The sequence below is a fragment of the Micrococcus sp. iso_229 genome (assembly GCF_058072725.1).
In genome coordinates this window covers 2,170,727-2,183,907 of sequence record NZ_CM176514.1, presented here as the reverse complement: position 1 = coordinate 2,183,907, position 13,181 = coordinate 2,170,727, and the positions used below count along the sequence as shown (strand labels likewise).

Below are 13,181 nucleotides of genomic sequence, written 5' to 3'. Positions count from 1 at the left end.
TACAGGGCCCGGGCCCCACGACACTATCCGGCCTCGCAATCAGGAGGAAGGCCAGTACAGCCAGGTGAGTTGGGGAGAGGCCCTGCAGGGGGCGCCTTCGTCAGTGGCGGTGGGGTCCGCCGGGCGCGGTTGGTGGTGTGTCGTCCTCGCGATCACCCGGGCCGTCACCGCGCTGGCAGCGGCCTCCGGGGTTGAGGTCGGCGAGCCCGCACCGTAGGCCCGCTGATGAAAGCGCTAAGGGGTGCTCATGGTTGAAAGCCGCTTGGCTGTTGCGCGATGCGCGCGCCGCCCACCGCCAGGGCAGGGAGGGGCTCGATCGGCGGCGGCACGAGCGCTTTGCCGAGATGGTCGCCTTCGCGCGTGCCCGGTCGCCCTTCTATCGCCGGCTCTACCAGCACCTGCCCGAGCACGTCACGGATCCGGTGCTGCTGCCGGTCACGAGCAAGGCCGAGCTGATGCGCCACTTCGATGAGTGGGTGACCGATCGGGCCGTCACCCTGTCCGCCGCGCGGGCATTCGTCGAGGACCCCGCCCTGGTGGGCGAGAAGTTCCTCGGCCGCTACATGGTGGGAACCACCTCCGGCACCACGGGCACCCGGGGCATCTTCCTGTGGGACCAGCGGTCCCTCGCGGTGACCACCGCCCTGTTGGCGCGGTTGCTCGGGGCGTGGCTCACTCCCGCCGATGTGCTCCGGATGCTCACCCGCGGTGGGCGCGTCGCCATGGTCAACGCTACCGGGGGCCACTACGCCTCCGCCGCCGCTGCCGCGCTGCGCAAGAACCGGTGGCGCCGCGACCGGATCGGGGTGTTCGGCGTGCACACCCCCATGGCGCAGCTGGTCGCCGGGCTCAACGGCTTCCGCCCGGCCATCCTCGCCCCGTACGCCACGATGGGCGCGCTACTGGCCGCCGAGCAGCGCGCCGGCCGCCTGCACCTCGACCCGGTGCTGGTCGTGTTGTCCGCCGAGGGGCTGCCGGAGGGCGAGTACGACAGGATCGCCGCCACGTTCCACGCCAAGGTCCGCCAGGGCTACGCCGCCACCGAGTGCCCCTTCCTCACCTACAGCTGCCAGCACGGGTGGCTTCACGTCAACAGCGACTGGGTGCTTCTGGAACCGGTCGACGCCGAGCACCGCCCGGTCCCACCCGGCCAACCCTCCCACACCGCCTTGCTCAGCAACCTCGCGAACAAGGTCCAGCCGATCTTGCGCTATGACCTCGGCGACGCCGTCTTTGTCCGGCCCGATCCCTGCCCCTGTGGGGACCCACTGCCCGCCATCCGGGTGCGGGGCCGCACCGCCGACCTGCTCACCTTCCACACCCCCGCCGGCGAGCCGGTGGTGCTCGCGTCATTGACCGTCACCGCCTGGGTCACACGCGTTCCCGGCGTCGAACTGGTCCAGTTCGTGCACACCGCTCCCACACGCCTCGAGGTCCGGCTGCAGTCCTCCGCCGGAACTGACCCCGAGCGCGTGTGGCAGGCGGTGCATACCGAGGTCCGGCGCCTGCTGGTGGACCACGGACTCGACCACGTGACCGTGGCGCGCGGCGACGGGCCGCCCCAGCTGACCCCGGGTGGCAAGTTCCGCGCAGTCATCCCGCTGCCTTGACCGCCAGTCGTTGCCCGCTCCGTTGGCAACTGCGCGCCCCTCATCGCCCCACCCGGGTCATCCCTCGGCCGTCGGCCTGTGCACGATCGGCCCCTTGACCACAGGGGTCAGGAGCACCGGGGTCGGGACGCGGATATGGTCTGTCGTTCCCAGGGCCGGGGCTTCTGCTCCATCGCCGACCGGCGTCGAGGCGTGCCACCCACCTGTCGCACCGCCCCACCCCGCCAAGATCACCGTGTGGTCTCGTACGGCGCCGGCAGGTTGACTCCCTAGGGGGGACCGACTGCAGCGGGCCGCGGAGGGGAGTCCTAGTAGTGGTTATCGCGCGGCGTCGACGGTGCCCCGGTCGGGCACCGTGGCGGTCAGGAGGACCGCGGCCAGCGCCCCGCCGACAATGAAGATGTCCGCGATGTTGCCGATGAACCAGTTCCCGTAGGCGAGGAAGTCCACCACGTGGCCTTGCCCGAATGACGGTGGGCGCAGGAGCCGGTCACCCAGGTGGGAAGTCACCGCGCCGCCGAGACACCCGATCACGATCGCCCAGGACACGGTACGGACCCGGAGGGTGAACCAGATCGCCGCGGCGACCGCCACCGCCGAGATGATGGTGAAGATCCAGGTCGAGTTGGCCCCGAACGAGAAGGCCGCCCCGGGGTTGTAGGCCAGCTGGAGCCCGAGCAGCTCACCCAGGAGCGGGACTCGCTCGCCCGTGGACAGGCTGTTCTCCGCCCACCACTTGGTCACCTGGTCCAGGACCACTACGCCGGCCCCGATCGCAATGGTCAAGAGCACCAGGGGGTACCTGCGCCGGTGGTTCATTCGTGTCCTTTCGCGATGCGCCCGTTTCCCGGCGCCTCAGTGGATCTGCTGACCCCGGCGCGACCTGTGAAATCGCTGGCAGGTACCGGATGGACCGGACAGGTCGGGTCTCACCGGGCCTGGGCGTCTCTGTCCCGCAGGCACGGTAGGAGCTCATCCCGTGGTGGCGGGTTGGGCTTGCCGGTCGGTGAGGGGTTCCAGGGCGGTGCGTCGGGTGGTGGCGGCGCGCAGGCCGTTGCCGATGACGATGACCTCGGCGACCTCGTGGACCAGGACCACGGCGGCCAGGCCGAGGACGCCGGTGATGGCCAGCGGCAGCAGCACGGCGATGATCAGCAGCGAGAGAATGATGTTCTGATTGATGATGGCCCGGCCGCGGCGGGCGTGGGCCAGAGCTTGGGGGATCAGGCGCAGGTCGTGGCCGGTGAAGGCGACATCGGCGGATTCGATGGCTGCGTCCGAGCCGGTGGCGCCCATGGCGATGCCGACCTCGGCGGCGGCCAGGGCGGGAGAGTCGTTGATGCCGTCACCGATCATCGCGGTGGGCCGGGTGCCGGTCAACTGGTGGACGGCGGTGGCCTTGTCCTCGGGGCGCAACTCGGCGCGCACGTCGTCGATGCCGGCCTGGTCGGCGATCGCCCGGGCGGTGCGGGCGTTGTCCCCGGTGAGCATGGTCAGGCCGATGCCCTGGCCGGTCAGGGTGGTCACGACGGTGGGGACCTCAGGGCGCAGTTCGTCACGGACCCCGATGGCCCCGGCGACCGCCCCGTCGCGGTGGATGATGACCACGGTCATGCCCTGGTCCTCCAGCCCCTGGACCTGGGCCGCCAGGGGGCCGGGGGCCAGCCAGCGGGGGCTGCCGACGGTGACGGTAGCCCCGTCCAGGCGGCCGGTGATCCCGTGCCCGGCGGTCTCGGTGACGCCCTCGGCCGCGGGCGTGTCCGGGGTGGCGGCGGTGATGGCCGCGGCCAACGGGTGGGTGCTGTGCTGTTCCAGTGCCGCGGCCCAGCCCAGCACTTGGTCCTCGGTGATGCCGGGGGCGGCGAGCACGGCGGTGACGGTGGGCTGGTTGCGGGTCAGGGTCCCGGTCTTGTCCACCGCCAGGTGGCGGATCCCGCCGAGGCGCTCGAAGGCGGCCCCGGATTTGATGACCACCCCGAACCGGCTGGCCGCGCCGATCGCCGAGACCACGGTGACCGGCACCGCGATGGCCAGCGCGCAGGGCGAGGCGGCCACCAACACCACCAGGGCGCGGGTGATCCACAGTTCCGGGTCCCCGAGCAGGGACCCGAGGGCCGCGACGAGCACGGCCAGGATGAGCACCCCGGGCACCAGGGGCTTCGCGATCCGGTCGGCCAGCCGGGCCCGGTCCCCCTTCTCGGCCTGGGCCTGTTCGACCAGGTGCACGATGGTGGTCAGGGAGTTGTCGGTGCCGGCGGCGGTGGCGTCAATCTCCAGGGCCCCGGCGGTATTGATCGACCCGGCCGAGACGGTGTCTCCCGGGCCGACCTCGACCGGGATGGACTCGCCGGTGATCGCCGAGGTGTCCAGGGAACTGCGCCCGGTACGCACGATCCCGTCGGTGGCGACCCGTTCCCCGGGCCGGACCACGAGCACCTGCCCGGGTCGCAGGTCCTTGGCCTCGACCTCCACCGTGGCCCCGCCGGCCCGGATGGTCGCGGTCTCGGGCACCAGTTTCAGCAGGGCGCGCAGGCCCGCCCGGGCCCGGTCCATGGCCTTGTCTTCCAGGGCCTCGGCGATGGAGTACAGGAACGCCAGGGCGGCGGCCTCCTCGATGTAGCCCAGGATCACCGCGCCGATGGCGCTGATCGTCATCAGCAGTCCGATCCCGAGCCGGCCCCGGGTGAACAATCCGCGCAGCGCCCCGGGCACGAAGGTCCAGGCGCCCAGCACCAGCCCGACCCAGAACACCACCGTGGCCACGAGACCGGCCCCGGACCATTCCAGGACCAGCCCGGTGAGGAACGCCAGCCCGGAGAGCGCCGGGAGCAGGATGGCTGCATCGCGCCACCACGGCCGGTGCTCCTCGTGCTCCTCGGGTGCACCGGGAGTGGGGGTCGGGGCCTCGCAGCCGCAGGCGGCGCTCACGAGGCCACCTCCGCCGTGTCGCAGCACCCGGGTACCGGGCAGCCCGGGTCCAGGCAGGGCGCGGAGGCATCCACCGCGAGGGTCACCTCGAGCAGACTGCTCAGCGCCCGGGCCAGGTGCGCATCGACGATCGCGTACCGGGTGCGGCGGCCCTGGTGCTCGACGGCCACGATCCCGCAGTCCCGCAGGCAGGCCAGGTGGTTCGACACGTTCGACCGGCTCAGCCCCAGGGCCTGGGCCAGCTCGGCCGGATACCCGGGGCCCTCCAGCAGGGACAGCAGGATCCGGGATCGGGTGGGGTCGGCCATCGCCCGGCCCAGCCGGTTCATCACGTCCAACCGTGTCGCAATCGTCAGCATGTGGTGAACTATACAGCCTGCGCTGTAGTCTCTTGCGGGGTTTCGCCCGGGCCGGGCGACCCCGATCGATTGAATCAGTGAGGACCCTCCGTGACTGCCCGTTGCTGCCCCACCTTCCCGCATCGCCGCTGCCGGGGCCGAGGAGGACGGCCATGAGCCTGGGTGGGTTCTTCGCCGAGATGGTCCAGTCCGGGGCACTGCTGGTGGCGATGCCGCTGGCCGTGGTCGCCGGGCTGGTGTCCTTCCTCTCCCCGTGCATCTTGCCGCTGGTGCCCGGATACCTGGGGTATGTCTCCGGGCTGGCCGACCCGCGCCGGGCGGACAACCGGCGCCGGGTGATGACCGGGGTGGGACTGTTCATTATGGGCTTCGCCGCGGTGTTCACCCTCTACGGGGCCGCCTTCGGGGTGATCGGCGGGTGGCTGTTGCAGTGGCAGGACGCGCTGATCCGGGCCTTGGGGGTGTTCGTGATCCTGATGGGCCTGGTGCTCATCGGCTGGCTGCCGTTCCTGCAGAACACCCGGCGGATGTCCTTCCAGCCCAGGACCGGGATCGCCGGGGCCCCGCTGCTCGGGGTGGTCTTCGGCCTGGGCTGGACCCCGTGTATGGGCCCGACCCTCAGCGCCGTGCTGGCGTTGAGCACCACCACCGGGGACCCCTGGCGCGGGGCCCTGCTGGGCTTCCTCTACTGTCTGGGCCTGGGCATCCCCTTCGTGCTGGTGGCGATGGGCCTGGACTGGGTCACCCGAACGCTGGGCTTCGTCCGCCGCCACATCCGCGCCTTCAACATCATCGGCGGGGTACTGCTGGTGCTCGTCGGGGTGCTGATGGTCACCGGGATCTGGACCCTGTGGATCTACCAGCTGCAGAACCTGGCCGGCACCTTCACCACCCCCGTCTAACCCCGCCCGCACACGCCCCCCACCTCACGGATTGGACCGCTCGTGACTTCCCCTGACCCCACCGCTTCCACCCCGTCTTCTCCCACCCCGTCCCGGCAGCGCCGGGCCAAGATCGTGGTCTGGGTGCTGCTGGGCCTGGTCGTGGCCGCCGCCCTCATCGGTTACCTTGTGGCCCGCGGGACCGCCACCGCCCAGCAGCAGGACCCCAACCAGTCCACCGCCCAGTCCACCGGGCAGTCGACTGGGTCTGCCGGTCAGTTGGTGCGGGAGAATAGCCGGGTGCTCTCGCAGGCCCCCAATGAGAAGGCCGTGCTGGTGGAGTTCCTGGACTTCGAGTGCGAGGCCTGCGCGGCGGCTTACCCCTTCGTGGAGGACCTGCGCGCCGAGTATGCGGACACCGTGACCTTCGTGCACCGGTACTTCCCGCTGCCGGGCCACCCGAACTCGGTCACCGCGGCCATCGCCGTGGAGGCCGCTGCCCAGCAGGGCGCCTACGAGTCGATGTACCAGAAGATGTTCGAGACCCAGACCGAGTGGAGCCACACCACGGAGGACCGCAGCCCGGTCTTCCGGGCCTACGCCGAAGAGTTGGGCCTGGACATGGCCGCCTACGATGCCGCGGTGGCCGACCCGGCCACCCGGGACCGGGTCGAGCTGGACGTGGCCGACGGCACCGCCCTGGGCGTGGCCGGGACCCCGACCTTCTACCTCGACGGTGAGCCGCTCACCGTGAACAGCCTGGAAGAGTTCACCGCCGCCGTCGAGGCCGCCACCCAGGACTGACCGCCCGGACCATCCGCGGCCACCCGGGCCAGAGCAGAGGACCGAGAGCAAAGGACTTCCCATGACCGACCGGCTCACCGAGCCCACCGCCCCGAGCGCCGCCTCCCCAGTATCGGCAGCCGGCCCGGCGCCGGCCCCGGCGTGGTTCACCGGGCGCCGGGCCTTCGGCCTGGTGCTGCTCGTCACCGGCGCCGTCGGCTGGATCGCCTCGGCGACCCTGGTCCTCGAACGCCTCGCCCTCTACGAGAACCCCGGCCACACCACCAGCTGTGACATCAACCCCTGGGTGTCCTGCGGACGGGTCATGGGCACCTGGCAGTCCGAGCTGTTCGGCTTCCCCAACCCGCTGATCGGCATCGTCGCCTTCGCCGTGGTGATCTCCACCGCGATGGTCGTGCTCTCCGGGGCCCGGCCCGGCCGCGGGTACTGGCTCGGGCTGCAGGCCGGGGTCACCCTCGGGATAGGGTTCGTGGCCTGGCTGTGGTTCCAGGCCCTGTACGAGATCTACATCCTCTGCCTGTACTGCATGATCGTCTGGGCGGCCATGATCCCCCTGTTCCTCCTGCTCACCGCCCGCAACCTCGCCCACGGCGTGATCCCCGCCCCGCCGGGGGTGGTCCGGTTCGCCACCGGCTGGGCCGGGACCCTCATCGCCGTCGCCTACGTCGCCGTCGCCGGCTCGGTCTTCGTCCAGTTCCTCCCCGCCTTCACCGGCTTCTGACCGGTCCTGGGGCGCGACCTCGCCATTATCGACTGAAGGCGCTATCATCGTCGTATGACGATGATTAAGGAGCCGGGGGTGTCCCCGGCGGCGGCGCTGTTCCACGGGTTCTCCGACCCCACCCGGTTGGCGATCCTGCGGCACCTGGCCACCGGGGAGCACAAGGTGCGCGAGCTGACCGAGCACCTCGGGTTGGCCCAGTCCACGGTCAGTGCGCACCTGGCCTGCCTGGCCGGCTGCGGGTTGGTGGCCTCCCGGCCGGTGGGCCGGGCCTCGCTGTACGCCCTGGCCGCCGAGCCCGAGCTGCTTCAGGTGCTGGCCGCCGCCGAGCGGCTGCTGACGGTCACCGGGCACGCGGTCGAGCTCTGCCCACACTCCGGCACCCCGGGCCCCGACGGCCCCGCCGCGGCCTGAGCCCGGTCCCGGAGAAGGAGGACACAGTTAATGGGTGCACACCACCACGCCTCGCCGGCGCACCGCTGGCGGCTGGCGGTCGCTTTCGCCATCACCACGGCGGTGCTGCTGGCCGAGGTGGCCGGGGCGCTGATCACCGGCAGCCTGGCCCTACTGGTGGACGCGGCGCACATGCTCACCGACGCTGGCGGGTTGCTGATGGCCCTGCTGGCCTCCACCCTGATGGCCCGGCCGCCCACGGCCCGGCGCACCTGGGGGTTCCTGCGCGCCGAGGTGTTGGCCGCCCTGGCCCAGGCCGCCATCCTGCTGGCCGTGGGTCTCTACGCCTTCATCGAGGGCCTGCAGCGACTGTTCGCCCCGCCCGAGGTAGCCTCCGGCCCTCTGCTGCTGTTCGGGATCCTCGGCTTGGCCGGTAACCTCGCCTCGCTGGCCGTCCTCGGCTCCGGCCGCGGGGCCAACCTGAACATGCGCGCCGCGTTCCTGGAGGTCCTCAACGATGCGCTGGGCTCGGTGGCCGTGATCGCCAGCGCCCTGGTCATCGCCACCACCGGCTGGGCGCAGGCCGACGCCGTGGCCGGGATGCTCATCGCCGTGTTGATTGTGCCCCGCACCCTGAAGATCCTGGCCGAGGCCGCGCACATCCTGCTCGAATCCACCCCCCGGGACCTGGACCTCGCCGAGGTTCGGGACCACCTTGAAGCGGTGCCGCACGTGGTGTCCGTGCACGACCTGCACGCCTCCCAGATCGCCACCGGGGTCCCCGTGCTCAGCGCCCACGTCGTCGTCGAGGACCACTGCTTCCACGACGGGCACGCCCCCCAGATCCTGGACCAGCTCCAACACTGCGTCGCCGAGCACTTCGACGTGGCGATCGACCACTCCACCTTCCAACTCGAACCCGCCGCCCACGCCCATCACGAACACCCCACCCACCACTGACCCCCGTCGGGGTCGGGGAGCACAGCGCACGATCCCGAGGGGACCCGCATGACCGCCACCACCGCCGCCCTCGCCCTGGCCCTGTACCTGGCCGGGCTGGCCGCCGCCTTCGGGGCCCGGTCCTGGATCCCCTTACGGGCATGCGATCTGGGCTGACGCCTGTGACCGAGTGTTCAGTTCGCGCTGTATAGTTCAGTCCATGATGACTATTGCTTCGCGTCTCGACGTGATGAACCGCCTGGGTCGTGCACTGGCCGACCCCACTCGATCCCGGATCATCTTGACCCTGCTCGACCATCCCGCTTACCCGGCGGAACTGGCCCGAGATCTGGACCTGACGCGCCCGAACGTGTCCAACCACCTGGCATGCCTGCGCGATTGCGGGATCGTCGTCTCCGAGCCCGAGGGTCGTCGGACACGATATGAGATCGCCGATTCGCACCTGGCGCAGGCGCTGACGGCACTGGTCGATGCCACCCTGGCAGTGGACGAAGACGCCCCGTGCATCGATCCCGCCTGCTCGCTTCCCGGATGCGACGCAGCTGGGGAGGGCGCATGATCCTCACCTCGGTCTTGCAGGCGATGGGCCTGTTCGCAGCGACCAACATCGACGACATCATCGTGCTCTCCCTCTTCTTCGCGCGAGGGGCAGGCCAGCGCGGCACTACCGCCCGCATTCTGGCCGGCCAGTACCTCGGATTCGCCGGCATCCTCGGTGCCGCGGTCCTGGTGACCATCGGTGCCGGAGCATTCCTGCCCTCGGCAGCCATCCCGTACTTCGGTCTCATCCCTCTGGGCCTCGGCCTCTGGGCCGCATGGCAGGCCTGGCGCGGAGACGATGACGACGATGACGACGAGGCCAAGGTTGCCGGCAAGAAGGTCGGCGTGTGGACAGTCGCAGGCGTCACCCTTGCCAACGGCGGCGACAACATCGGCGTCTACACCCCTGTCTTCCTCAGCGTGGAACCTCTCGCAGTAGTCGCCTACTGCATCGTCTTCCTCGCGCTCGTCGCGGTCCTGGTGGCCCTGGCAAAGTTCGTCGCCACCCGCCCCCCGATCGCCGAAGTGCTCGAACGCTGGGAGCACGTCCTCTTCCCCATCGTTCTCATCGGCCTCGGCATCGTGATCCTCGTCAGCGGCGGGGCCTTCGGACTCTGACGTAGCGGCAGCGATCCAAACGGCCCCGACCGGGCGCACCCCTCTCGGTTCAGACCGCGACACCTACCTGCAGCCAGTCCTGCGTGATCGCGGCAACAAGACCGCCACGGAGCGCTGCAAAAACCCCGCCACCAAGCGAACGAAGCCACAGGGCAGGGCGTGTAAAGGGGTATACCCCTTTACACTCCCCGCCCGCCCACGAGACCATCACGTCAGAGACGGTGTGAATCGCAGCGCTAAATGGCGTGGTTTTTGTAACGCTTTAAGGCCTGCTAATCAGGTGGGTGATCGGATCTGAGCTTTCCGCAGACGACAGGTTCTACGTCCGGCTGACGGCGGGTTTCATAGGCACCCCTGGCGCAACAAACGTTTTGTCGTGAAATCCTAGACCCCGCCCTAGAGGGCCTGTGGTTGAAGAGTCGGTCTTACGATGGACAATGGTCCAAACCAGCGACACCAGTGCGCACTGTTCGTGCTGTGGGCGGCGTCTGCCGTTGAGCAGGTTGCACGCGTTGGCGGATGGCGCGGCTTACGTCTGCCGGCGGTGCGGCTTATGGATTGCGGCTCGTCGTCGCTGAGTGATTCCGTTGAAACGTCTGGTTGTGGATGTGCCGATGATCAAAGGTAGCTACAGATGACTTCGGCATTGCACTGAGCGGGGTCGCCGGCCGCGGCGGTTCCGTGAAGGCCGGCAACGGTTTCTCTGAGCGCGGTGAGTTCGGCGATGTGCCTGTCCAGGTTCGTCAGGTGCTCGGCAAGCTGATCACGCACGTGGCCGCACGGCGCCGTGCCAGCATCCCGGATTTGGAGGATGTCGAGGATTTCGGCCAGAGTGAGGCCGGCAACTTGGCTGCGCCGGATGAATTCAAGCCTGACGATCGTGTCCTCTGGATAGTCGCGGTAGCCGTTGGTGGCTCGGTCGGCCTGCGGCAGGAGCCCTCGCTCCTCGTAAAACCTCAAGGCCTTGGTCGTCACGCCGGAGGCCGCCGCTACTTCACCGATACGCATGCTTCACCTCGTTCTCGAAAGACTCCGTAATCTTCCATTTTGCTGGAAGATCACGAAGGTGATGGGGGTCTTTGTGGTGTGCCAATTCCTTCGTGCTCCCGCCTGTACGTTTCTCGACCCGGTTAGGGGGTGAGGTCGAGTTGTTCGAGGGCGACCTGGTAGGCCTCGTGGTAGGTCGGGAATTGGGCGACCTGGTCCAGGAGCGTGTCGATCGGCAGTTGCGTGCGGATGGCGAGGGAGGCGTGGTGGATCCACTCTCCGGCCATGGGGCCGACGGCCCAGGCTCCGATGAGGATCTTCCGGTCGGCGTCGGCGAGTAGGCCGAGGTGCCCGCGGGGGTCCTGCTCGTAGGTCCAGGGTCGGGCGATGGCGTCGGCGAGGTCCAGTTCCGTGGCGATGGTGCGGATGCCCTGCTTCGTTGCCTGTTCCTGGGTTAGTCCGGCGCCGGCGATTTCGGGGTCGGTGAATACGACACGCGGTATGCCGTCGTAGGTGGCCGGGTGGGGTCGGCCGAGGATGGCGTCGGCGGCGATCCGGCCTTGGTACTTCGCGACGTGGGTGAAAGGCATGATGCCGGTGACGTCGCCGATGGCCCACGTGTTTTCGCCGGCGCGGCAGTGGTCGTCGATCTGGATTTCTCCGTGGTCGCCGAGGGTTACGCCAGCGTGTTCGAAGCCGAGTCCTTCGGTGCGTGGTGTGCGGCCGGTACCGAAGATCACGACGTCTGCTGCCACCTCACCGGCTGGATCGCCGTCGCGTGTCTGAAGCTCGATGATGCTGTCGGCTCCCTCGCGCCGCGCCTGGACGGCGGAGGTGGCCAGCCGGATGTCGATGCCGGCCTCCTGCAGGTACTGGTGGGCAAGTTCCCCCACCCGGGGCCCTTCGCGGTCCAGTAACCTCTCGCCGCAGTGGATCAGGGTGATGGCCACTCCGAAGCGGGCCAGGAACGTCGCGGTTTCCACGCCGACGGCGCTGCCGCCGATGATGACCGCCCGCTCGGGGAGCGTGCTGGTGGTGTAGGTTTCACGGTTCGTCCAGGCCGTGATCTGGTCGGTGCCGTCCAACGGTGGGATCACGGCGTCGGAGCCGGTGGCGATAATGATGTGCTCGGCTGTGATCTCGCGGTCTCCAGCCTGGATCCGGCCCGGTCCGGTAATCCGAGCTTCGTCCTTGATCACCACGGCGCCCTCTTTGATGTACCCGTCGACCTGTGCCTGGTCATCGAGGTTCCGGATCATGTAGTCCCGGTACTTTGCAGTGGCAGCCCAGTCCAGTTCGGCGCCGGAGACACCGGCGGCCCGTTGAACTTCCGTGCGCGCTTCCGGCGGCCGCAGGACGGTCTTGGAAGGGATACACGCCCAGTAGGCGCATTCCCCGCCGATTAGTTCCCGCTCGAAGACCACGACGTTCTTCCCGGCTTTCAGAAGCCGGTCGGCCGCGACCTCCCCGCCTGGGCCCAGACCGAGGACGGCAACATCGAAATGTTCACTCATGAGAATTTCTCCTTCAGATTCAGCGGATCTTTCCCGGCTCTTTCCGGTCCTTCGTCAACATCTCGCACCGGCCCCGGCCCGCCTCCTGCACCGGTACTGAACCCGTGCAAGCCCTCCAGTTGCCAATGGTGGTCCGGCGGGTAGTGGTGGGTGGTCGGTTGGTTCAGCAGGCGCAGCTTTGGACGCCGTTGCTTACCTGGTCGGTGGCGGGTCCTGGTGTGTGGGTGAGCATCTTCTCAGCCATGGAGGATCCGAGTTCGTAGGCCTCTTTGACAGGCATGATGGTGCCGCCGGGGTGGGTTTCGAGCCAGGGCGCTGCGTCGTCGGGTGAGGCGAAGAAGTGGACCTGGTTGCAGAACGATGAGCGGACGGAGCTGATGTCCTCCGGGTTCACCAGGGACACCACGGCGGTGGCCGGCTCCACGCTGGTGACACCCATCGCTGTGACAGCCACCCGTACCGGGGTGCCTGTGGCCTGATGTGAGGATTCGATACGCGCGGATGCGCCCAGCAGGGTCGGGAAGATCAGGGTGTCCAGCGCGCACCAGGTGTAGAGTTGCTCACCGTTTACCTCGAACCGGTGCTGCGTGGGGCGCTGCGTCAGGCCCTGCCCGATGATCCGCCCGGACCCGTCGTACTCCGTGTCGCCCATCGCCTTGAGGGCAGTGCGGACTTCCTCCCCGGCACGGCCGGTCGCCGCGGCGAGGTCGCTCACGTCGACCGGGTCGCCCAGGGCGAGGAGTTTCAGTAGGGGCATCCACAGCCAGGGCTCCATCCCCGTCTCGTTGGACGCAAGCCGGTCAGTGACCTCGCTGATGTTGTTCATCGCGGTCGTTCCTTTCAAGGCATGGTGTGTCAGTGTTCGG

At 69.2% G+C, this 13,181-nt stretch carries 14 protein-coding genes; 8 read left to right on the top strand and 6 right to left on the bottom strand.

Annotated features, from left to right (window positions below; translation table 11 throughout):
* The first annotated feature begins 344 nt into the window (after positions 1-344).
* Entirely contained in the window at positions 345-1,610 is a 1,266-nt protein-coding gene (locus tag AC3RKA_RS10080; protein ID WP_396831604.1) for a phenylacetate--CoA ligase family protein, read from the top strand.
* 318 nt (positions 1,611-1,928) lie between these two features.
* Here AC3RKA_RS10080 and AC3RKA_RS10075 read toward each other — a convergent pair whose 3' ends face one another.
* From AC3RKA_RS10075 to cmtR (AC3RKA_RS10065), 3 genes are all read right to left on the bottom strand, one after another.
* Complete coding sequence (locus AC3RKA_RS10075) at positions 1,929-2,402, bottom strand: signal peptidase II (RefSeq protein WP_227718746.1); 474 nt, start codon at positions 2,400-2,402, stop codon at positions 1,929-1,931.
* A 180-nt stretch (positions 2,403-2,582) separates the two neighbouring features.
* Positions 2,583-4,538 carry a heavy metal translocating P-type ATPase gene (locus AC3RKA_RS10070; protein ID WP_186321706.1) on the bottom strand — a complete coding sequence of 652 codons (1,956 nt, stop codon included), beginning with the start codon at positions 4,536-4,538 and terminating at the stop codon, positions 2,583-2,585.
* Positions 4,535-4,897: a Cd(II)/Pb(II)-sensing metalloregulatory transcriptional regulator CmtR gene (gene cmtR, locus AC3RKA_RS10065; protein WP_060775722.1), complete on the bottom strand. Its 363-nt coding sequence runs from the start codon at positions 4,895-4,897 to the stop codon at positions 4,535-4,537. Before cmtR (AC3RKA_RS10065) ends, AC3RKA_RS10070 begins: the two co-directional genes overlap by 4 nt.
* A 152-nt stretch (positions 4,898-5,049) precedes the next feature.
* On the opposite strand from cmtR (AC3RKA_RS10065), the gene AC3RKA_RS10060 reads away from it, so the two are divergent.
* The 7 genes from AC3RKA_RS10060 (at position 5,050) to AC3RKA_RS10030 (ending at position 9,814) form a co-directional block, all read left to right on the top strand.
* Positions 5,050-5,799 (top strand): cytochrome c biogenesis CcdA family protein, encoded by a 750-nt coding sequence (locus tag AC3RKA_RS10060; protein WP_036313837.1) that lies wholly within the window; start codon positions 5,050-5,052, stop codon positions 5,797-5,799.
* Positions 5,800-5,841: 42 nt separating this feature from the next.
* On the top strand, positions 5,842-6,582 hold the full coding sequence (locus AC3RKA_RS10055) for a DsbA family protein (protein WP_036313834.1): 741 nt from the start codon (positions 5,842-5,844) through the stop codon (positions 6,580-6,582).
* A gap of 61 nt (positions 6,583-6,643) precedes the next feature.
* A complete protein-coding gene (locus tag AC3RKA_RS10050; protein ID WP_036313831.1) occupies positions 6,644-7,303 on the top strand; it encodes a vitamin K epoxide reductase family protein in 660 nt (219 codons plus the stop codon).
* Between the two features lie 54 nt (positions 7,304-7,357).
* A complete protein-coding gene (locus AC3RKA_RS10045; RefSeq protein ID WP_246418674.1) occupies positions 7,358-7,717 on the top strand; it encodes an ArsR/SmtB family transcription factor in 360 nt (119 codons plus the stop codon).
* A 30-nt stretch (positions 7,718-7,747) separates the two neighbouring features.
* Positions 7,748-8,656: a cation diffusion facilitator family transporter gene (locus AC3RKA_RS10040; RefSeq protein ID WP_036313825.1), complete on the top strand. Its 909-nt coding sequence runs from the start codon at positions 7,748-7,750 to the stop codon at positions 8,654-8,656.
* 199 nt (positions 8,657-8,855) lie between these two features.
* Positions 8,856-9,215, top strand: a complete 360-nt coding sequence (cmtR, locus tag AC3RKA_RS10035) for a Cd(II)/Pb(II)-sensing metalloregulatory transcriptional regulator CmtR (RefSeq protein WP_017488126.1) — start codon at positions 8,856-8,858, stop codon at positions 9,213-9,215.
* Entirely contained in the window at positions 9,212-9,814 is a 603-nt protein-coding gene (locus AC3RKA_RS10030) for a cadmium resistance transporter (protein WP_036381382.1), read from the top strand. Before cmtR (AC3RKA_RS10035) ends, AC3RKA_RS10030 begins: the two co-directional genes overlap by 4 nt.
* Before the next feature lie 618 nt (positions 9,815-10,432).
* Here AC3RKA_RS10030 and AC3RKA_RS10025 read toward each other — a convergent pair.
* The 3 genes from AC3RKA_RS10025 to merB all read right to left on the bottom strand — a co-directional run bounded on the left by AC3RKA_RS10025 (position 10,433) and on the right by merB (position 13,141).
* The gene (locus AC3RKA_RS10025; protein ID WP_036334145.1) at positions 10,433-10,822 is read right to left on the bottom strand and encodes a heavy metal-responsive transcriptional regulator; all 390 of its coding nucleotides are present in this window, start codon (positions 10,820-10,822) and stop codon (positions 10,433-10,435) included.
* Between the two features lie 122 nt (positions 10,823-10,944).
* The gene (locus tag AC3RKA_RS10020) at positions 10,945-12,315 is read right to left on the bottom strand and encodes a dihydrolipoyl dehydrogenase family protein (RefSeq protein ID WP_098470886.1); all 1,371 of its coding nucleotides are present in this window, start codon (positions 12,313-12,315) and stop codon (positions 10,945-10,947) included.
* Between the two features lie 163 nt (positions 12,316-12,478).
* Positions 12,479-13,141 (bottom strand): organomercurial lyase MerB, encoded by a 663-nt coding sequence (merB, locus tag AC3RKA_RS10015; protein ID WP_036336638.1) that lies wholly within the window; start codon positions 13,139-13,141, stop codon positions 12,479-12,481.
* Positions 13,142-13,181 lie beyond the last annotated feature (40 nt).